The following is a 19,305-nucleotide window of genomic DNA, read 5'->3' on the forward strand; positions in this document are numbered from 1 at the left end:
AGAGAAGAAGGGAGGAATCAGGGCTGCTGCCAGCGCAGCAGGCGCCGTTCGGCCTGGGCCAGCAGCGCATTGCTCGCGAAGCCGACGAGCCCGAGCAGCACGATGCCGGCGAACAGCTCGCTGGCGCGGAAGGCGCGCGCGGCCAGCAGGATGGCCTGGCTCAGGCCGCTCTGCGAGGCGATCATCTCGCCCACCACCGCGACGATCAGCGCGATGGTCAGCGCGAGCCGCATGCCGGCCAGGATGTCGGGCATCGCGTTGGGCAGGCCCATCTTCCAGACATAGGCCGCGCGCGACATCTGCAGGCAGCGCGCCACCTCGGCCAGGCGCGGCTCCACGGCCGCGAAGCCGTGCACCGTGGCCAGCAGCACCGGCCACATCGCGCCGAAGGCGACCACGAACAGCACCATGCCGGGGTTGAGCCCGAAGATCGAGATCGCCAGCGGCAGCAGCGCCGAGGCCGGCAACGGGCGCACGAACTCCAGCGTGGGCTGGACCCAGGCACGCACCGCGGGCGAGACGCCGATGGCCGCGCCCAGCAGCACGCCGGCCAGCGAAGCCAGCAGCCAGCCCTGGACCATGCGGCCCACCGTCGCGCCGGTGAAGGCGAGCAGCTCGCCGCCGCCTTCGCCCGACAGGTTCAGTCCTTCGCGCAGGCTCGCGAAGGTGGCTTGCGGGGTCGGCAGGAACACGCGGCTGACCCAGCCCGCGTTGCTCGCGATCCACCACAGCGCGACCAGCGCCAGCAGCACGCCCAGCGCGCCGAGCCGCTCCAGGCCCTGGCGTTCGTCGTGGCCGTTCATGGCGCGGCTCCCATGCGGCGCGACACGCCGCGCTGCAGCCACAGCATGGCCGCGTTGATCGCGAAGCCCACCACGCCGATCCAGCCCAGCCAGGCCAGCATCAGCGCGGGGTCGAAGCTTTGCTGCGCGATCATCATCGCGTAGCCCATGCCGTTGGGATTGGCCGCGATCTCCACCGTCACGGCCACCACCAGCGCCACCGCCACGCCGAGCCGCAGCGCGACGAACAGGCGCGGCACGATGGCCGGCAGCACGATCTTGAAGGCCCGCTCGCGCGCCGACAGGCCCAGCACGCGGCTGACCTCGAGCAGCCGCGGCTCGACCTGCTGCACCGCCGCCTGCACCAGCACCAGCAGCGGCCAGAAGGTGGCGAAGGCGACGATCGCGAGCTCCATGCGCACGCCGAAGCCGAAGCCCAGCATCGCGAGCGGGATCAGCGCGACCGAGGGCACGGGGCGCAGCACCTCGATCGTGACCGAGCCGAGCCGGGCCGCGCGGCGCGACAGCCCGAGCACCAGCCCCAGCGCGATACCGAGCACCGCGCCCAGCAGCAGGCCCAGCGCGGCGGTGCCGAGCGTGAAGCCGGTGGCCTGCCACAGCGAGCCGTCGAGCGCGGCGCCGGCGAAGGCCCTGGCCGCGGCGCTCGGCGGCGCCAGCGCATCACTGCCCAGCGCCGCCGCGCGGCGCGCGTACCACTCGAAGGCACCGATCAGCAGCGCCGGAAACACCCAGGGCCGCAGCCCGCGCACGAGCCGGTTCTCAGTCATGGCCGTGCTCGATGAAGGCGAACAGCTCGCGCCGCAGCCGCAGGTAGTCGGGATGCTCCTTGGTCGTGAGCTGGTCGCGCGGGCGCGGGATCTTTACGTCGATCATGCGCGCGAGGCTGGGCCGCCCGGGACCGGGGTTGGCCTGCAGCGCGATCACGCGGTCGCCGAGGTAGATCGCCTCCTCGAGGTCGTGCGTGACGAACAGCACCGTGAGGCCGTCCTCGCGCACCAGCCGCGCGAGCTCGTCCTGCAGGCTCTGGCGCGTCAGCGCGTCGAGCGCGCCGAAGGGCTCGTCCATCATCATCAGCTCGGGCTTCTGCGCGAGGCAGCGCGCGATCTGCGCGCGCTGCTGCATGCCGCCCGAGAGCTGCACCGGAAACTTGTGGGCATGCTTCGCGAGCCCGACCTTGGCGAGCACGTCGGCGATGCGCGGCGCGCGCTCGGCCGCGGGCACGCCGCCGGCCTCGAGCGCGAGGCTCACGTTGCCCTCGACCGTGCGCCAGGGCAGCAGCGCGCGGCCGTAGTCCTGGAACACGAAGGCCACTTCGCGCGAGGGCTCGAGCATCTTCACGCCGTTGCGCCGCACCTCGCCCGCGCTGGCCGCGACCAGCCCGCTGGCCGCGCGCAGCAGCGTGGTCTTGCCGCAGCCGCTCGGGCCGACGATGCAGACGAACTCGCCGCGCGCCACGTCGAAGGAGGTGGGCGAGAGGATCTCGCGGCCACCGAGGCGGATGGTCACGCCGTCGAAGCGCAGGAAGGGCGCGGCGTGCCGCGCGGGGCCGCTGCCCGGCAGCGCGGCGCCCGACGGCAGCGCGCTGCGCGCCGGGTTTGGAAGGGGCGTCGCGATCATGGCGCCAACAGCTTCGCCACGTCGATGTCCGAGCGCAGCATGCCCTGGTCCTTCATCAGCCCGCTCCAGTAGGCGAGCTGCTTCTCGCTCACCACCGGGCCCGGCGGCGAGACCTGGATCTTCGCGAGCACGTCGGCCGGCAGTCGGGTGTACTTGCCGATCGAGGCGCGCACCTTCGCATCGTTCCTCGGCTGCTGCATGAAGGCCGCGGCTTCGACCAGCGCCTCGCGGAAGGCGCGTGCCGCGCCCGGGTTCTTCGCCACCCATTCGCGCTTGGCCGCGTGCACGATGGTCTGGTTGTTGTCGGGCAGGAAGGTCGAGTAGTACGAGGCGACGTAGCCCGCGCCGCTCTCGGTGATGCGGGTCATGAACGGATCGGTCGACACGACGGCATCGACCGAGCCGCCGCGCAGCAGGTCGGCATGCTGCGGGAAGGCGGCCTCGACGAAGTTGACCTTGCGGTGGTCGACGCCGCTGTCCTTGAGCCAGGCGCGGAAGGTCACGTGCAGGAACGCGCCCAGGCCCGGCACGCCGATCTTCTTGCCCACGCAGTCCTGCGCGCTCTTGATGCCGCTGCCCGCGCGCGCCACCAGGCCCGTGCTCGTGAGGGTCTTCGAGGTGAGGCCGCCGCCGGCCACCAGCACCAGGTCGAGGCCGCCGTCGACCGCCTGCAGGAACACCGAGGGCGTGGGGCCGCCGATCTGCAGCGAGTCGGACTGCAGCGCCGCGGGAATGGTGGAGTTGAGCGGGATGAACTTGAGCTCGACCTCGAGGTTGCGCTTCCTGAAGAAGCCCTCGTCGGCCGCCACGAACACCGAGCCGAAATCGGTCACGGCCGTGTAGCCGAACACGATCTTCGGCTGGGGCTGAGCGCGCGCGGGCAGTGCCGCGGCCGTCGATGCCGCGGCCAGGGCCGACAGCAGGGTGCGTCTCTTCATCATGGTTTTTCTCTCCTGAGGGGTGCTTTCTTCTGGGGTGACTTGGCGCTCTTCGGCCGTGGCAGCGCATGGCGCAGGCCGCCGACGATGAAGTTCACGAGCATCGGCGCCATGGCCGGATCGCCGGGCGTGTTCTCGCCGCGCGACAGGCGCGCGATGCGGCTGCTGTTCAGGTGGTTCATGAGCGCGCCGAGCGCGAACTGGTAGCCCCAGGCGACCTCGCCGCGCGTGGCATGCGGCAGCACGAGGTGCAGCGCATCGATGAAGGCCTCGGCCAGCGGATCGAAGTAGGCGCGCAGCACGCGGTCGGCCTCTTCGGTGGTGTTGGCGAGTTCGCGCGCCACCAGCAGCGCGTAGTACTCGCCCTCGGAGCTCGCGCGCAGCGCCAGCACCGGCGCGATGAAGGCCTCGATGATGCGCGGCAGCGTGCGCGCGTCGTCGGGGTCGAGGTTCACCGCCGCCAGCCCCGCGAGCCGCGCCTCGATCGAGTGGGCCCAGTGCTCGAAGATGGCGTGGAACAGCTCGTGCTTCTGGCCGTGGTAATAGCCCACCAGTGCCAGCGGCACGCCGGCCTCCTCGGCGATCTGGCGGATCGTCACCGCGTGGTAGCCGTGCTGCGCGAACAGCTTCTCGGCCGCCAGCAGGATCGCCTGCTTGCGATCGGGCCGCGCCGTCTCGATGGCGACAGCGGCGGCGGACGATGCGCTCGGACGCGCGGCGCGGCGCTTGGCGGTGGGTGTGCGGGTGCTCATGGAGGTGTATTGAACGCTTGTACAAAAATGTTGAACACACGTACAAACCCTGAGGTCAACCCCCCTTGAGCGCACTCCGTCACGGCGCTACGCTCGGTCCATGCCCGCTCCCAACATTCCCCAGATCCGCCTCTACCAAGACTGGCTGCGCGACACGCGCGGCCTCGCTTTCGACCACTACGACGCCCTGTGGCGCTGGTCCGTCACCGAGCTCGATGCCTTCTGGCAGAGCATCTGGGACTACGCCCGCATCGAATCGCCCACGCCGCACACGGCCGTGCTCGCCGAATCGCGCATGCCGCTCGCGCGCTGGTTTCCCGGCGCCCAGGTCAACTATGCGCGCGAGGTGTTGCGTCATGTCGACGCGGCCCACGCGGCCGGCATGCCCGCGATCGTCAGCGACAACGAGCGCGGCGAGGTGCGCGAGCTGTCGTGGCCCGAGATGCGGCGCCAGGTCGCTTCGGTCGCGCTCACGCTGAAATCGCTCGGCGTGAAGCGCGGCGACCGCGTCGCGGCCTACATGCCCAACGTGCCCGAGACCATGGTGGCCTTCCTGGCCTGCTCCAGCATCGGCGCGATCTGGAGCGTGTGCGCGCCCGACATGGGCACGGCCGCCGTGGTCGACCGCTTGCGCCAGATCGAGCCCACCTTGCTGATCGCGGTCGACGGCGTGCACTACGGCGGCAAGCCGCTCGACCGCAGCGCCGTGCTGCAGGAACTGCGCGGCCAGCTGCCGAGCGTGCGCCGGCTGCTGCTCGTGCCCTCGCCCTATGCCACGGGCCGCGTGGCGCACGACGTCGACTGGGCCCGGGCCATCGCGCGCGACGACGCCGAAGTCGCCGCCTTCGAACCCGAGTGGCTGCCCTTCGACCATCCGATCTGGATCGTCTACTCGAGCGGCACCACCGGCCTGCCCAAGCCCATCGTGCACGGCCAGGGCGGCATCATCCTCACCATGCATGCCTGCGGCCTGCACAACGACGTGGGCGCGAGCTACGGCGCCAACAACTTCGGCGAGCGCTACCACTGGTACAGCTCCACCGGCTGGGTGATGTGGAACTCGCAGCTCTCGGGCCTGGCCTTCGGCGCCACCATCTGCATCTACGACGGCAACCCGGCCGGCAGCAAGGAGAAGCCCGACTGGGGCGTGCTGTGGCGCTTCGTCGCGCGCCACCGTGTCACCTTCTTCGGCGCGGGCGCGGCCTACTTCAGCAACTGCATGAAGGCCGGACTGGTCGCGAAGGACTGCGGCGACCTCTCGCGCGTGCGCGCGCTCGGCAGCACCGGTTCTCCGCTGCCCGAGGAGGTGCAACGCTGGGGCACGCGGCAGTTGCGCGAGGCGGGCTCGAAGGACGTGTGGTGGTGCAACATCTCGGGCGGCACCGATTTCTGCGGCGCTTTCGTCGGCGGCCACCGCGAGCTGCCCGAGGTGCCGGGCCAGATGCAGTGCCGCGAGCTCGGCCATGCGGTCGAGGCCTGGAACGAGCAGGGCCAGCCGGTCATCGGCGAGGTCGGCGAGCTGGTCTGCACCCAGCCCATCCCGTCGATGCCGCTCTACTTCTGGGGCGACGAGGGCAATGCGCGCTACGTCTCGAGCTACTTCGACACCTACCCCGGCGTCTGGCGCCACGGCGACTGGATCCGGATCGGCAGCGACGGCGGCTGCATCATCTACGGCCGCAGCGACGCCACCATCAACCGCCAGGGCCTGCGCATGGGCACCAGCGAGATCTACAGCGCGGTCGAGGGCCTGCCCGAGGTGCTCGACTCGATGGTGGTCGACCTCGAGTACCTGGGCCGCGAGAGCTACATGCCGCTGTTCGTGGTGCTGCGCCCCGGCGTCGCGCTCGACGACGCGGTGCGCGCGCGGCTCAACCACGCGATCAAGACCTCGCTGTCGCCGCGCTTCGTGCCCAACGACATCTTCCAGGTGGCCGAGATCCCGCGCACGCTTTCGGGCAAGAAGCAGGAGCTGCCGATCAAGAAGCTGCTGCTGGGTCAGCCGATCGAGAAGGTGGTGAACCGCGAGGCGATGGCCAACCCCGGCAGCCTCGACTGGTACGTGGCCTTCGCGGCGCAGCGCGCGTCCGTATGATGGCGCGATGCTTTCCAGACGCAACATCCTCCTTCTCGCGATCGGCGGCGGCGTGGCCGGCGCCACGCTGCTGAGCGCCTGCGCCACCTCCTCCACTCCCGCACCCGCGGCCGCGCCGCTCGTGGTGAGCGGCACCGTGAGCTACCGCGAGCGCATCGCGCTCGATCCCGCCGCCGAGGTGCGCGTGCAGCTGCTCGACGTCTCGCGCATGGACGCGCCCTCGGTCGTGCTGGCCGAGCAGCGCATCCGCGCCGACGGCCGCCAGCCGCCGTTCGCCTACACGCTGCAGGTCGACGCGGCTCGCATCGATCCGCGCATGCGCTACGCCGTGGCGGCGCGCATCGTGCGCGGCGAGCAGCTGCTGTTCATCAACGACACGCACTACGGCGTGCTCACGCAGGGCCAGGGCACGCGCGCGGACCTGGTGCTGGTGCGTGTCACGCCCGCGCCGCCGCCGCGCTGAGCTTCAGGCCAGCAGTTCGTAGAGCACCATCTTCGTCTGCCGGCCACGCAGTTCCACCTGTTCCTCGACGCGGCGCGTCGCCAGCCGGCCCTTGAGCCCGGCATGGGTCACTTCCGACACCAGCAGCTGCGTGCCGAGCTGCTTGTTGATGCCCTCGATGCGGCTCGCCACGTTGATCACGTCGCCGAAGGCCGTGTACGACAGCCGGTCGTTCGAGCCCAGCACGCCCGCGATCACCATGCCCGTGTGGATGCCCACGCGGGTGCGGAACTCGGGCAGCGCCTGGCTGTGCCACTGGCGGTTGAGCGCGCGCATCTCGGCCTGCAGCTCGAGCGCCGCGAGGCAGGCCTTGTACTCGGCATCGGGCAGGTCGGCGGGCGCGCCCCACAGCACCATGATCCCGTCGCCGATGAACTTGTCGATCACGCCGCCATGGCGCGCGAACACGCGCGCCGCGAGGTTGAAGTAGTCGGTGAGCTGGCCCACCAGCACGGCCGGCGGCATCGACTCGGAGATGCTCGTGAAGCCCTCCACGTCGGTGAACATCACGGTCACGCGGCGCGGCGAGCCGTTGGGTGCGAGCGCATGGCCCTGCGCGATGAGCTGGTTGATCACGTCCACCGGCACGAACTTGCTGAAGGCCTTGAGGCTGCGCGCCGACTCGTCGAGCGCCTGGTCCAGGTGCTGGATCTCGAGCACCCGGCTCGGCTCGCGCGGCAGGCTGTCGAGCTCGAGCATGCCGATGCGGCGCGCGATGCGCGACAGGTTCTCGACCGGCGCCGTCACCAGCTTCGACAGCCGCAGCGAGATCGCGAGCGCCACCGCGAGGAAGCCCAGCACCAGCAGCATCGACCACAGCACCGCGCGGCGCAGGCTGCCGAGCAGCACGTCCTCGGGCACCCAGCTCACCAGCTCCCAGCCGGTGGCCTGGATGCGCGAGGTCTGCGCCAGGAAGCGCTGCCCCTGGTAGCTGAAAGAGAACGCGGTGTCGACCTGGCTGCCCGCCGTGCCGTCTTCCACCATGTGGCGATGCAGTTCGTCGAGCACGCCCGTGCTGGCTTCGAGCCGGTGCTGCACGCCGGGCATGTCGCTGCGCGCGAGCACGCGATAGTCGCGCGTGAGCAGCGCGCTGCCGCCGAAGCCGCTGCTGCTGAACTGCCGCACGAAATCCGAGAGCCGGCCCAGCGACACGTCGCCGGCCACCACCAGCGCCTGCGGCTTGCCGTCGGCGTAGCGGCGCTGGCTCGGCAACGCGTAGGTCACGCCCAGCTCCTGAGCGGCCGCGAACACGTAGGGCTGGGTCCACACCGGGCCCCTGGCCGTGCGCGCCTCGATGAACCAGCTGCGGGTGCGCGGGTCGTAGCCGCTCTGGAAGGCCTCGAGGCGGATCGTCTCGTAGCGCTGCTGGAAGTCGGCCTCGGCCGCCAGCGGCCGCTTGTACTGCCAGGTCTCGGTGGTGCCCTGCTGCCCGGCCTCGATGTAGCGGACCGCGGGCGCGGGATAGCGCAGCGCCATCAGCATCCGGCCCTCGTCGTTGGCGACATAGAGGCTGTCGAGCTCGGGCGACTGCTGCAGCATGGTCCACAGCATCTCGGCCGTCCATTCGCTGCGGTCGCCCGCGGGCCGCAGGCTCGGCGTGCCCGCGATGGCGCCGACCACCGACTCGGCTTTGGCGAGGAAGGCATTGACCTTGTCCTCGGTGCGGTCGTGGTTCGACTTGTGGGCCGATATCCCGATGCGCGAGACCAGCCGCTGCGAGCCCCAATAGCCGAGCGCGACCAGCAGCAGCGATTGCGTGAGCGCGACCACGCTCACGATGGTGCCCACGTCGACCCGGAAGTGACGGGTACGGCGCCGCGAGGGCGCCGGGTTCGAGGCGGGACCGAGATCCGATGGCCGTGTGACAGAAGCGGCCGCTTCGGAAGACGGCCGCGCGGCCGGGTCCGGCACGCCGGACGGATATCTGTTCATACTGCTCCCTGTCTGCCCACGCGCATCCGGGGCCGAAGGGCCGCGGATCGGCAGCCGGCGGTCTCGCTGTCCGATCAGTGCGTCGGAAATGCTGGCGAGTGCCGGATGCGGGGCGGATTCTCGCTCCACTCCCTCGAAGTGGGCGAAAGCTGTGCCGGGACAGTCGGAGATTCGGCCTTGGCGCGCGCCTATTGGGCGTCGTGGAAGATCAGCCCCAGCGTCTGGCGCCGGCCCGAGCGCACGCGGCTCACGCCATGGCGCATCGTCACGCGGTAGCTGCCGCGCGTGCCCGCCACGGGCCGCTGGTTGACCGCGAAGATCACCGCCTCGCCCTGCGCCAGCGGCACCACCTCGGCGCGCGACTGCATGCGCGGGCGCTGCTCGGTCAGCACGAACTCGCCGCCCGTGAAGTCCTCGCCGGGCCGGCTCAGGAGCACCGTGAGCTGCAGTGGGAACTGCAGTTCGCCGTACAGATCCTGGTGCAGGCAGTTGTAGTCGTCCTCGCCGTAGCGCAGCAGCAGGGGTGTAGGCCGCTGTTGCCCGGCCGCGTGGCAGCGCGCGAGATAGTCCGCGTGCGCGGCGGGATAGTCGGCCGGCAGGCCCATCGCCTGGGCCCAGGCATTGGCCAGCGGCGCGAGCCGTTCGTAAAGCGCGGCGCGCCATGCCGCGACCGGTTCGGGCAGCGGATAGGCGAGGTACTGGTACTCGCCCTGGCCGAAGCCATGGCGCTGCATCACGACGCGGCTGCGGAAATGTTGCGGTTCGTCGTACATCGCGGCCAGCGCCGCGCACTGGCGCGGACCGAGCAGGCGGCCGGTGGTGGCGCAGCCGCGCGCGGCGAGGTCGGCTTCGATGCGGGGCCAGTCGAGCGCATCGATCACGGAAGCGGGGGAGGGCATGGGGCGAGTGTGGCCCGGGCGGAGGCTTCGGGCTCGCCGTTTCCGGACGCGGCTTTCAGGCCGCGTTCACAGCGGCGTGCGCGAAGGCCGGCCGGAAGCTCGTCGCGCGGCATAGCCTTCAACCCTTGCGGGCCTGCGCGAGCAGCCAGTCGCTGAAGAACTTCAAGAGCGGCCGCTGGTCGGCGCGCTCGGGCGTCACGAGGTAGTAGGCGCGCTCGCCCGCGAGCGGCCGCGGGCAGGCCACCACCAGCTCGCCGCGCGCGAGTTCGTCGGCCACCAGCATGGTCGGCATCAACGCCACGCCCAGGCCCTGCGAGGCGGCCGCCGCCAGGATCGAGAACAGCTCGTAGCGCGGGCCGCCGCGCGCATTGGGGGCGTCGACCTGCTGCGCATCGAACCACTGGCGCCAGCCGTCGGGCCGCGTGCTCTGCTGCAGCAGCGGCATGTGCGCGATGGCCGTGGGCGAGACCGGCTTGCCGCGCGGCAGCAGCGCCGGGCTGCAGACCGGCACCACGTCCTCCTGCATCAGCGGCAGCGCGTGCGTGCCGGCCCAGTTCTGCACCTGCGCCACCGTGCCCGCGTAGAGCGCGGCGTCGAACTCCGCGTCGGCGAACAGGAAGGGCCGGGTGCGCGTCTCGATGTGCACCACCACGTCGGGCTGCAGCGCCGCGAAGCCCTTGAGCCGCGGCATTAGCCAGCGCGTGGCGAAGGTGGGCACGGCCGCCAGCGACAGCGAACCGCCCTCGCCCTGGTGCGCCATCGCGTCGAGCGTGTCGCGCTCCATCGCCTCGAGCCGCTTGGCGGTCTGCCGCGCATAGGCCGCGCCGCTCGCGGTCAGCGCCACGCCGTGGCGCGTGCGGCGGAACAGCGCCACGCCGAGGAAGGCCTCGAGCGTGCCGATCTGGCGCGACACCGCGCTCTGGGTGAGCGCGAGTTCCTGCGCGGCGCGCGTGTAGCTCTCGTGGCGCGCGGCCGCGTCGAAGCACACGAGGGTCTGCAGGGGCGGGATCTTGCGGCGCATGTATGCCGCGAGTGTATGACTGGCGAAGGGCTTTCATCAATGAAAGCACGGTTCCGGCAACGCCCAAGACATTCTGGATCCGCATATCTGGGTGAGGATTCATCGTTTGCGCCGCGCCCTCTGCCTCGCTAGGATCGGCCGATCCCCCTCTTTTCCCCTTTTCCGGAGACAGCCGCATGGCCGCCAAAGCTTCCTTCCACTGGGACGACCCCTTCCTGCTCGACCAGCAGCTCACCGACGACGAGCGCATGATCCGCGACGCGGCCAATGCCTACTGCCAGGAGCGCCTGGCACCGCGCGTGCTCGAGGGCTTCCGCACCGGCGAGACCGACCCGGCGATCTTCCGCGAGATGGGTTCGCTGGGCCTGCTGGGCCCGACGATCCCCGAGCAGTACGGCGGCCCCGGCCTCAACTACGTGGCCTATGGCCTGATCGCGCGCGAGGTCGAGCGCGTCGATTCGGGCTATCGCTCGATGGCCAGCGTGCAGAGCTCGCTCGTGATGGTGCCGATCTTCGAATTCGGCTCCGAGGGCCAGAAGCAGAAGTTCCTGCCCAAGCTCGCCACCGGCGAATGGATCGGCTGCTTCGGCCTGACCGAGCCCGACCATGGTTCCGACCCCGGCAGCATGGCCACGCGCGCCAAGAAGGTGCCGGGCGGCTACGCGCTCACCGGCAGCAAGATGTGGATCAGCAATTCGCCGATCGCCGACGTGTTCGTGGTCTGGGCCAAGGAAGTCAGCGAGAGCGGCGCCGTCGGCCCGATCCGCGGCTTCGTGCTCGAGAAGGGCATGAAGGGCCTGAGCGCCCCGGCGATCCACGGCAAGGTCGGCCTGCGCGCCAGCATCACCGGCGAGATCGTGATGGACAACGTGTTCTGCCCCGAGGAGAACGCCTTCCCCGAGGTGCAGGGCCTCAAGGGTCCGTTCACCTGCCTCAACAGCGCCCGCTACGGCATCTCGTGGGGCGCGCTCGGCGCCGCCGAGGACTGCTGGCACCGCGCGCGCCAGTACACGCTGGACCGCAAGCAGTTCGGCCGCCCGCTGGCCGCCAACCAGCTGATCCAGAAGAAGCTGGCCGACATGCAGACCGAGATCTCGCTGGGCCTGCTGGGCAGCCTGCGCCTGGGCCGCATGAAGGACGAAGGCACGGCCGCGGTCGAGATCACCTCGATCATGAAGCGCAACAACTGCGGCAAGGCCCTCGACATCGCCCGCCTGGCGCGCGACATGATGGGCGGCAACGGCATCAGCGACGAATTCGGCGTGGCGCGCCACCTCGTGAACCTCGAGGTCGTGAACACCTACGAAGGCACGCACGACATCCATGCGCTGATCCTCGGTCGCGCGATCACGGGCATCGCCGCGTTCGCGAACTGAAGCCAGACACGGACTTCCGGACGCAGAGGACGCGAAGGATTCGCGAAGGACGCGAAAGGAAGTCCATCTTCCTTGAAATGAATCTTTTGCGCCCTTCGCGGAACCTTCGCGTTCTTCGCGTCCGGGCAGCCCGAATTCCATCCGCATCGCCATGACCCAAGCAGCCCTCGACGGCATCAAGGTTCTCGATCTGTCCCGCGTGCTTGCGGGCCCGTGGTGCACGCAGATCCTCGCGGACCTGGGCGCCGATGTCGTCAAGATCGAGCGTCCCGGCGTCGGCGACGACACCCGCACCTGGGGCCCGCCCTTCGTGAAGGACGCGAACGGCAACGACAGCGACCAGGCCAGCTACTTCACCGCCTGCAACCGCAACAAGCGCTCGGTCACCATCGACATGGCCACGCCCGACGGCCAGGCGCTGCTCAGGCAGATGGCGGCGCAGGCCGACGTGGTGGTGGAGAACTTCAAGACCGGCGGCCTGAAGCAGTACGGCCTCGACCAGGAGACGCTGCGCCGTGCCAACCCGCGGCTCATCTACTGCAGCGTCACCGGCTTCGGCAACGACGGCCCCTATGCCGAGCGCGCGGGCTACGACCTGATGATCCAGGCCATGACCGGCATGATGAGCATCACCGGCCGCCCCGACGGCGAGCCCGGCGGCGGCCCGCTGCGCGTGGGCGTCGCGCTCACCGACATCTTCACCGGCGTCTACGCGAGCACCGCGATCCTCGCCGCGCTGCAGGTGCGGCACCGCACTGGCGAAGGCCAGCACATCGACATGGCGCTGCTCGACGTGGGCATGGCGATCCTCGCCAACCAGGCCAGCGCCTTCCTCAACACCGGCAAGGCGCCGGCGCGCCAGGGCAACACCCATCCGAGCCTCGCGCCCTATCAGGACTTCCCGACGCTGGATGGCGCGATGCTGCTGGCGATCGGCAACAACGGCCAGTTCGCGCGCTTCTGCGAGGCCGCGGGCCAGCCCGGCTGGGCCAGCGACGCGCGCTTCGCGACCAACACCCTGCGCGTGAAGCACCGCGGCGTGCTGATCCCGATGATGGAAGAACTCACGCGCACGCGCACCACGGCCGCCTGGGTCGCGCTGCTCGAGGACAAGGCCGTGCCCTGCGGCCCGATCAACGACATCGCGCAGGCCTTCGACGATGCGCAGGTCAAGGCGCGCGGCCTCGCGGTCACGCTGCCGCGCGATGCGGGCGACGGCATCACGGCCATCACCGGCGTGGCGAGCCCGCTGCGCCTGTCGGCCACGCCGCCGGTGCTGCGCCGTGCGCCGCCCGCGCTGGGCCAGCACACGCGCGAGGTGCTCGGCGAGCTGGGCATCGACGCGGCGCGTTTCGAGGCATTGCGCGCCTCGGGCGTGGTCTGACACACTGGCGGGCATGACCCGCCCGCACGATCCTTCCGATGCCGCGCCGTTCGCGCTGCGGCGCATCGATCACGTGGTGCTGCGCGTGCGCGATGCCGAGCGTTCCATCGCCTTCTATGTCGGCGTGCTCGGCTGCACGGTCGACAAGCGGCGCGACGACCTCGGTCTGGTGCACCTGCGCGCGGGCGCGAGCCTGATCGACCTCGTCGCGCACGACGGCAAGCTGGGCCGCGCGGGTGGCGCGCTGGCCGGCCGCGAAGGCCGCAACCTCGACCACCTGTGCCTGCGCATCGAGCCCTTCGACGAGGCCGCGATCCGCGAGCGCATGGCGCGCCATGGCGTCGAGGTCGATGGCGAGGTGCAGAACAACTACGGGGCCGAGGGCACGGGGCCCTCGATCTACCTGCGCGACCCCGACGGCAACGGCGTCGAGCTCAAGGGGCCAGCGGCCTAACCGCGCCCGAGCACCGCGACCGCGAACACCGCCACGCCCAGCACCAGGTTCAGGCTCACGAGCTTGCGCACCAGGTCGAGCCGGCCCGCGGCCACCGGCCAGGCGCCGTCGTCGACCGCGCGCCGCATCGCGCGGAACACCGAGGCGCGGATGTAGACGTAGATCGCGGCCATCACGATCGCGAGGCCCATCATCGCCTCGACGCGCCAGTGCACGCCGCGGAAGCCGCCCGTGGCCAGGATCATCGCCACGCCCGTCACGAACAGCAGCGTGACCGAGGCATCGACCCCGACGAAGAAGCGCCGCAGGGTCGCGGCCATCATGCGCAGGCGCAGCGGCGGCTCGAGCGTGGCGACGGCGGCCGGGCGCACCGCGAAGTGCATGAGGGCCATGCCGCCGACCCAGAAGGCGGCGCACAGCAGGTGGACGAAGAGCGGGAGCAGGTAGGACATGGCGGCGATCAGACCACCGAAGCCCGCCGCGCGCAACGATCCCCCCGCGCCTTCCTCAAGCGGCGGCCGCGCGAGTGCGCGGTGCCGGCCTGCGCGCCTTGGCCGGCCCGGCGTCCGCGTAGCGCTTCATGTCGCGCACCACGCAGCGCAGCAACTCGGCCGCGGCCGGCGACAGCAGGCGCCCGTGGCGCGACACGATGTGCGAGCGGCCCTGCGACAGCAGCGGGTTCTTCATCGGCAGTTCGATCAGCTCGGGATGGTCGGCATTCGGCGTCAGCGAGATCCGCGTGCCCAGCGTGTAGCCCAGCCCGGCCGAGACGAAATGGCCGAGCGCGCTGAAAGAGGTGGTGGTCAGCACCGAAGGCAGCCGCACGCCCTCGCTGATCTCGGCCGCCTCGATGTGCTGGCGCACGCCGAAGTTGCGGTGCAGCGTGGCGCCCGGGTAGGGCAGCAGGTCGGCGAGCTTGAGCGGCCGGCCCAGTTGCGCGAGCGGATGCGAGCGCAGCACCAGCGCCTGGATCGGCTGCGGATGCGACTGGTGCGAGGTCAGCCGCTCGTCTCGCGGCGGCTGGAACAGCATGCCGATGTGGGCGCGCTCCTCGACCACGCGGCGCACGATCTCGTCGGTGCTGGCCACGTCGAGGTCGATGGTGATCTTCGGATGCGTGGTCATGAACTCGCGCAGGCTGTGGCGCATCAGCCAGTCCACGTAGCCCTCGCCCGCCACGATGTCGATGTGGCCGCGCTCGATCTTGCGGATGCTGTCCATCTGCGCCATCAGGTGCTGCTTCTGGCTGTTCTGCCGGCGCACGTAGCCGGCCAGCATCTCGCCCGCGTCGGTGGGCACCACGCCGCGGCCATGGCGCTCGAGCAGCGGCACGCCACACTCCTGCTCGAGGATGCCGATCGCGCGGCTGACGGCCGAGGGGTCCATGTCGAGCACGTCGGCCGCGCCGCGCACCGAGCCGCTGTCGAGCACCTGCATGAAGTAGCGCACGCGGCGCGTGTCGAGCCTGTCGTCCATGCCCGGTCTCCTGAGTGTTGCATTCAATGCATCGAATATCCCGATTTGCGGTCATTGATGCAATAGGCCTACATGGAGAAACTCGCCGCCATCCGCCAGCAAAGGCTTCACCCACGGCTCCAGACCGACGCCCCACCATGACCTCCGCCGCCTCCGTTCCCGTCACGGCCGCGCCCTCCGGCGCTTCCGGAAAACTCAAGCTCGTGGCCGTCACGCTGGCCATCGTGGCCGTGGCCGAGCTGGTCGGCCCGGTGCAGTTCAGCGTCGGCCCGGGCAAGGTGGCGCTGCTGCCGATGCTGTGGGCGCTGCTGATCGCCGCGGTCTGGGGCATCGCGTACCGCCGCGTGCCGGGCGTGGCGCGCGTCGCCACCGCCGAGCAGTCCTTCGCGGGCGGCCTGCTCAACGCCGGCCTGCTGCTGTTCGTGGTGAAGCTGGGCCTCACGGTCGGCGCCGCGCTGCCGCAGGTCAAGCAGGCCGGCTGGGCGCTGCTGTTCCAGGAGTTCGGCCATGCACTCGGCACCCTGGCGCTGGGCCTGCCGCTGGCGCTGCTGCTGGGCATCAAGCGCGAGGCCGTGGGCGCCACCTTCTCGGTGGGGCGCGAGGGCAACCTCGTGATCATCGGCGAGAAGTACGGCATGGCCTCGCCCGAGGGCCGCGGCGTGCTGGCCGAATACATCACCGGCACCGTGCTGGGCGCGCTGTTCATCGCGGTGCTGGCGGGCTTCATCGCCAGCCTGCATGTCTTCGATCCGCGCTCGCTGGCCATGGGCGCCGGCGTGGGCTCGGGCAGCCTGATGGCGGCCGCGCTGGGCGCCATCGCCGCGCAGCAGCCGGCCGAGATGCTGCCGCAGCTCACGGCCATCGCCGCCGCCTCGAATCTGCTGACCACCGTCGCTGGCTTCTACTTCACGCTGTTCCTCTCGCTGCCGCTGTGCTCGTGGCTGTACGGCAAGCTCGAGCCGGTGCTGGGCCGCTTCTCGAAGCGCGGCGCGCCCGATGCGGGCACCGCCGCCGTGTCGCAGGTCAGCGTGGCGCATGGCGGCGCGCTGCCGCTGCGCGACACGCTGATCGCCTGGGCCGTAGTGGGCGGCGGCGTGCTGATCGGCAATTCGCTGACCTACAAGGTGCCGCCGCTGGTCTCGCTCGAGGGCATGCTGGCCGTGGTGGCGATCGCGCTGGCGGTCGAGGGCCTCAAGCGCCTGGTGCCGCGGCTGCCGATGGTGCTGGTGCTGTCGGTGGTGGCCACGGTGGTGGGCATCCCGGGCCTGCTGCCGTTCTCCGACGCGCTGATCGCGCTCACCGCCAAGCTCAACTTCCTGGCCTTCACCACGCCGGTGCTCGCGCTGGCCGGCTTCTCGGTCGCGAAGGACCTGCCGGTGTTCCGCCAGCTCGGCTGGCGCATCGTGGTGGTGTCGCTGACCGCCACCGCCGGTACCTTCCTCGGCGCTACCCTGATCGCCGAATTCTTCCACTGACCCCCCGAGAGAACCCCACCATGTACCGCGACCCCGAAATCGCCGAAGACACCCGCGCGCGCATGCAGGCCTGGCGCCGCGACATCCACGCCAATCCCGAGACCGCGTTCGAGGAGCACCGCACCGCCAACGTGGTCGCCAATGCGCTGATGCTGATGGGCCTGCCGGTGCACCGCGGCCTGGCCGGCACCGGCGTGGTCGGCACGCTTTCGAACGGCGACGGTCCGAGCATCGCGCTGCGCGCCGACCTCGACGCGCTCAACATGCAGGAGCTGGGCACGCAGGCCCATGCCTCGAAGTGCGTGGGCAAGATGCACGCCTGCGGCCACGACGGCCACACCGCGATGCTGCTGGGCGCGGCCGAGCACCTGTCGCGCCACAAGCCCTTCAAGGGCACGGTGCACTTCGTGTTCCAGCCGGCCGAGGAGAACGAGGGCGGCGGCCGCGTGATGGTCGAGGAAGGCCTGTTCGACCAGTTCCCCGCCGATGCCGTCTACGGCATGCACAACTTCCCGAGCCTGCCGCGCGGCCGCTTCGCGATCCGCAAGGGCACCATGACGGCCTACCTCGACACCTTCGAGATCGTGGTCACCGGCAAGGGCAGCCATGGCGCCATGCCCGAGACCGGCATCGACTCGGTGGTGGTCGCCGCGCAGCTCATCAATGCGCTGCAGACCATCGTGAGCCGCCGCACCGGCGCCACCGACTCGGCCGTGGTCAGCGTCACGCAGATCCATGGCGGCGACACCTGGAACGTGATCCCCGAGACCGTGGTGCTGCGCGGCACGGTGCGCACGCTCGACGCCGCGATCCAGGACCAGACCCAGGCTGCGATGCAGCAGATCTGCGAGGGCGTGGCCGCCACCCACGGCGCCAAGGTCGCGCTCGACTACCGCCGCGGCTATCCGGGCGTGGTCAACACGCCGGCCGAGACCGATGCCGCGATCGCCGCGGCCGCCAGCCTGGTCGAGCGCGAACAGGTGCTGACCGACATCCCGCCGGCCATGGGCTCGGAGGACTTTGCCTTCATGCTGCAGAAGCGTCCGGGCGCCTACATCGGCATCGGCGCGGGCGAGGGCCCGAACGATCCGAACGTGCACAACCCCTACTACGACTTCAACGACAACATCCTGCCGCTGGGCGCGGCCTACTGGGTGGCACTGGTCAAGCAGCAGCTTCCGGCCGCATGATGCGCTGATGCTGTCCGCCTTCGACATCTTCAAGATCGGCATCGGGCCCTCGAGCTCGCACACCGTGGGCCCGATGCGCGCGGCGCTGCTGTTCGCGCGCTCGCTCGAACGGCAGGGCCTGCTCGATCGCATCGCGCGATTGCGCGTCGACCTGTTCGGCTCGCTCGGCGCCACCGGCCATGGCCATGCGACCGACCAGGGCGTGATCCTCGGCCTGTTCGGCGACGCGCCCGACACGGTGCGGCCCGAGACCGTGCAGCCACGGCTCGAGGCGCTGCGCCGCGGCGGCACGCTGATGCTGCTCGGCACCACGCCGATCGCCTTCGACCGCGTGCGCGACATCGTGTTTCGCGGCGAGGAGTCGCTGCCCGAGCATCCCAACGCGATGCGCTTCACCGCCTTCGCCACCGACGATGCGGTGCTCGCCGAGGGCCGTTATTTCTCGGTCGGCGGCGGCTTCGTCGTCGAGGGCGGCCAGGCCGTGGCGCAGACCGCGGCGGTGGCGGTGCCGCATCCCTTCGCTACCGGCGACGAACTGATGGCGCAATGCGAGGCCAACGGCCTCTCGGTGGCCGCGCTGGTGCTGCGCAACGAATGCGCCTGGCGGCCCGAGGCCGAGGTGCGCGCGGGCCTGCTGCGCATCTGGGGCGTGATGCAGCAGTGCGTGCAGCGCGGCTTCGGCATCGACAACCCGCTGGCCGCCCAAGCGCTGCCCGGCCCGCTGCGCATGCGCCGGCGCGCGGGCGAGCTGCACCGCGAGCTGCTGGCGCAGGCCGGCGCGGCCGATCCGCTCGCGGCCATGGACTGGGTCAATGCCTTCGCGATGGCCGTGAACGAGGAGAACGCGGCCGGCGGCCGCGTGGTGACCGCGCCCACCAACGGCGCGGCCGGCGTGGTGCCGGCCGTGATGCACTACTACCAGCGCTTCGTGCCGAATGCGAGCGACGCGGGCATCGTCGATTTCCTGCTCACGGCCGCGGCGATCGGCATGCTCTACAAGACCAACGCCTCGATCTCGGGCGCCGAGGTCGGCTGCCAGGGCGAGGTCGGCGTGGCCTGCTCGATGGCGGCCGGCGCGCTGGCCGCGGTGCTCGGCGGCACGCCGGCGCAGGTCGAGAACGCGGCCGAGATCGGCATGGAGCACAACCTCGGCCTGACCTGCGACCCGGTCGGCGGCATGGTGCAGATCCCCTGCGTGGAACGCAATGCCATGGGCGCGGTGAAGGCCATCAACGCGGCGCGCATGGCGCTGCGCGGCGACGGCAGCCACTACGTTTCGCTCGACGCCGTGATCCGCACCATGAAGCAGACCGGCGAGGACATGAAGTCGACCTACAAGGAGACCTCGCTCGGCGGGCTCGCGGTCAACGTGGTGGAGTGCTGAGCCTGCT

At 70.8% G+C, this 19,305-nt stretch carries 18 protein-coding genes; 8 read left to right on the forward strand and 10 right to left on the reverse strand.

All coding sequences use genetic code 11. The features are described from left to right. Positions 1–17: 17 nt before the first annotated feature. Genes AC1HIL_RS04445 through AC1HIL_RS04465 form a run of 5 tightly spaced genes read right to left on the reverse strand, consistent with a single transcriptional unit; the run spans position 18 to position 4,110 of the window. A complete protein-coding gene (locus AC1HIL_RS04445; RefSeq protein ID WP_479671236.1) occupies positions 18–803 on the reverse strand; it encodes an ABC transporter permease in 786 nt (261 codons plus the stop codon). Then, positions 800–1,570 (reverse strand): ABC transporter permease, encoded by a 771-nt coding sequence (locus tag AC1HIL_RS04450; RefSeq protein WP_057592343.1) that lies wholly within the window; start codon positions 1,568–1,570, stop codon positions 800–802. The genes AC1HIL_RS04445 and AC1HIL_RS04450 overlap by 4 nt, the downstream gene beginning before the upstream one ends. Beyond that, entirely contained in the window at positions 1,563–2,420 is an 858-nt protein-coding gene (locus tag AC1HIL_RS04455) for an ABC transporter ATP-binding protein (protein ID WP_261212241.1), read from the reverse strand. Before AC1HIL_RS04455 ends, AC1HIL_RS04450 begins: the two co-directional genes overlap by 8 nt. Continuing rightward, positions 2,417–3,361 (reverse strand): ABC transporter substrate-binding protein, encoded by a 945-nt coding sequence (locus tag AC1HIL_RS04460; protein ID WP_057592345.1) that lies wholly within the window; start codon positions 3,359–3,361, stop codon positions 2,417–2,419. The genes AC1HIL_RS04455 and AC1HIL_RS04460 overlap by 4 nt, the downstream gene beginning before the upstream one ends. Further along, positions 3,358–4,110, reverse strand: a complete 753-nt coding sequence (locus tag AC1HIL_RS04465; RefSeq protein WP_057592346.1) for a TetR/AcrR family transcriptional regulator — start codon at positions 4,108–4,110, stop codon at positions 3,358–3,360. The genes AC1HIL_RS04460 and AC1HIL_RS04465 overlap by 4 nt, the downstream gene beginning before the upstream one ends. A 100-nt stretch (positions 4,111–4,210) precedes the next feature. On the opposite strand from AC1HIL_RS04465, the gene AC1HIL_RS04470 reads away from it, so the two are divergent. Then, positions 4,211–6,205, forward strand: coding sequence for an acetoacetate--CoA ligase (locus AC1HIL_RS04470; protein ID WP_479671237.1), 1,995 nt, complete (start codon positions 4,211–4,213; stop codon positions 6,203–6,205). 7 nt (positions 6,206–6,212) lie between these two features. Beyond that, the gene (locus tag AC1HIL_RS04475; protein WP_479671238.1) at positions 6,213–6,668 is read left to right on the forward strand and encodes a YbaY family lipoprotein; all 456 of its coding nucleotides are present in this window, start codon (positions 6,213–6,215) and stop codon (positions 6,666–6,668) included. Between the two features lie 3 nt (positions 6,669–6,671). Here AC1HIL_RS04475 and AC1HIL_RS04480 read toward each other — a convergent pair whose 3' ends face one another. The 3 genes from AC1HIL_RS04480 to AC1HIL_RS04490 all read right to left on the reverse strand — a co-directional run bounded on the left by AC1HIL_RS04480 (position 6,672) and on the right by AC1HIL_RS04490 (position 10,559). Then, the gene (locus AC1HIL_RS04480) at positions 6,672–8,639 is read right to left on the reverse strand and encodes an adenylate/guanylate cyclase domain-containing protein (RefSeq protein ID WP_479671239.1); all 1,968 of its coding nucleotides are present in this window, start codon (positions 8,637–8,639) and stop codon (positions 6,672–6,674) included. Positions 8,640–8,827: 188 nt separating this feature from the next. Further along, positions 8,828–9,538 carry a 2OG-Fe(II) oxygenase gene (locus AC1HIL_RS04485; protein WP_261212249.1) on the reverse strand — a complete coding sequence of 237 codons (711 nt, stop codon included), beginning with the start codon at positions 9,536–9,538 and terminating at the stop codon, positions 8,828–8,830. A 118-nt stretch (positions 9,539–9,656) separates the two neighbouring features. Next, positions 9,657–10,559, reverse strand: coding sequence for a LysR substrate-binding domain-containing protein (locus tag AC1HIL_RS04490; RefSeq protein WP_261212251.1), 903 nt, complete (start codon positions 10,557–10,559; stop codon positions 9,657–9,659). Between the two features lie 176 nt (positions 10,560–10,735). On the opposite strand from AC1HIL_RS04490, the gene AC1HIL_RS04495 reads away from it, so the two are divergent. The 3 genes from AC1HIL_RS04495 to AC1HIL_RS04505 all read left to right on the forward strand — a co-directional run bounded on the left by AC1HIL_RS04495 (position 10,736) and on the right by AC1HIL_RS04505 (position 13,773). Continuing rightward, positions 10,736–11,935: an acyl-CoA dehydrogenase gene (locus tag AC1HIL_RS04495; RefSeq protein ID WP_296732768.1), complete on the forward strand. Its 1,200-nt coding sequence runs from the start codon at positions 10,736–10,738 to the stop codon at positions 11,933–11,935. A 151-nt stretch (positions 11,936–12,086) separates the two neighbouring features. Beyond that, the gene (locus tag AC1HIL_RS04500) at positions 12,087–13,319 is read left to right on the forward strand and encodes a CaiB/BaiF CoA transferase family protein (protein WP_479671240.1); all 1,233 of its coding nucleotides are present in this window, start codon (positions 12,087–12,089) and stop codon (positions 13,317–13,319) included. A 13-nt stretch (positions 13,320–13,332) separates the two neighbouring features. Next, entirely contained in the window at positions 13,333–13,773 is a 441-nt protein-coding gene (locus AC1HIL_RS04505) for a VOC family protein (RefSeq protein ID WP_057592356.1), read from the forward strand. Here the strand turns inward: AC1HIL_RS04505 and AC1HIL_RS04510 are convergent. Continuing rightward, a complete protein-coding gene (locus tag AC1HIL_RS04510) occupies positions 13,770–14,225 on the reverse strand; it encodes a CopD family protein (RefSeq protein WP_093343774.1) in 456 nt (151 codons plus the stop codon). The two genes, AC1HIL_RS04505 and AC1HIL_RS04510, sit on opposite strands and share 4 nt — an antisense overlap. 55 nt (positions 14,226–14,280) lie before the next feature. Next, the gene (locus AC1HIL_RS04515) at positions 14,281–15,249 is read right to left on the reverse strand and encodes a LysR family transcriptional regulator (RefSeq protein ID WP_479671241.1); all 969 of its coding nucleotides are present in this window, start codon (positions 15,247–15,249) and stop codon (positions 14,281–14,283) included. A 137-nt stretch (positions 15,250–15,386) separates the two neighbouring features. On the opposite strand from AC1HIL_RS04515, the gene AC1HIL_RS04520 reads away from it, so the two are divergent. Genes AC1HIL_RS04520 through AC1HIL_RS04530 form a run of 3 tightly spaced genes read left to right on the forward strand, consistent with a single transcriptional unit; the run spans position 15,387 to position 19,298 of the window. Then, on the forward strand, positions 15,387–16,724 hold the full coding sequence (locus AC1HIL_RS04520; RefSeq protein WP_479671242.1) for a DUF3100 domain-containing protein: 1,338 nt from the start codon (positions 15,387–15,389) through the stop codon (positions 16,722–16,724). A gap of 20 nt (positions 16,725–16,744) precedes the next feature. After that, positions 16,745–17,914, forward strand: coding sequence for a M20 aminoacylase family protein (locus AC1HIL_RS04525; protein WP_261212255.1), 1,170 nt, complete (start codon positions 16,745–16,747; stop codon positions 17,912–17,914). Between the two features lie 4 nt (positions 17,915–17,918). Continuing rightward, positions 17,919–19,298 carry an L-serine ammonia-lyase gene (locus AC1HIL_RS04530; RefSeq protein ID WP_479672469.1) on the forward strand — a complete coding sequence of 460 codons (1,380 nt, stop codon included), beginning with the start codon at positions 17,919–17,921 and terminating at the stop codon, positions 19,296–19,298. Positions 19,299–19,305: the final 7 nt, after the last annotated feature.

The sequence above is a fragment of the Variovorax sp. ISS6 genome, from assembly GCF_056523145.1.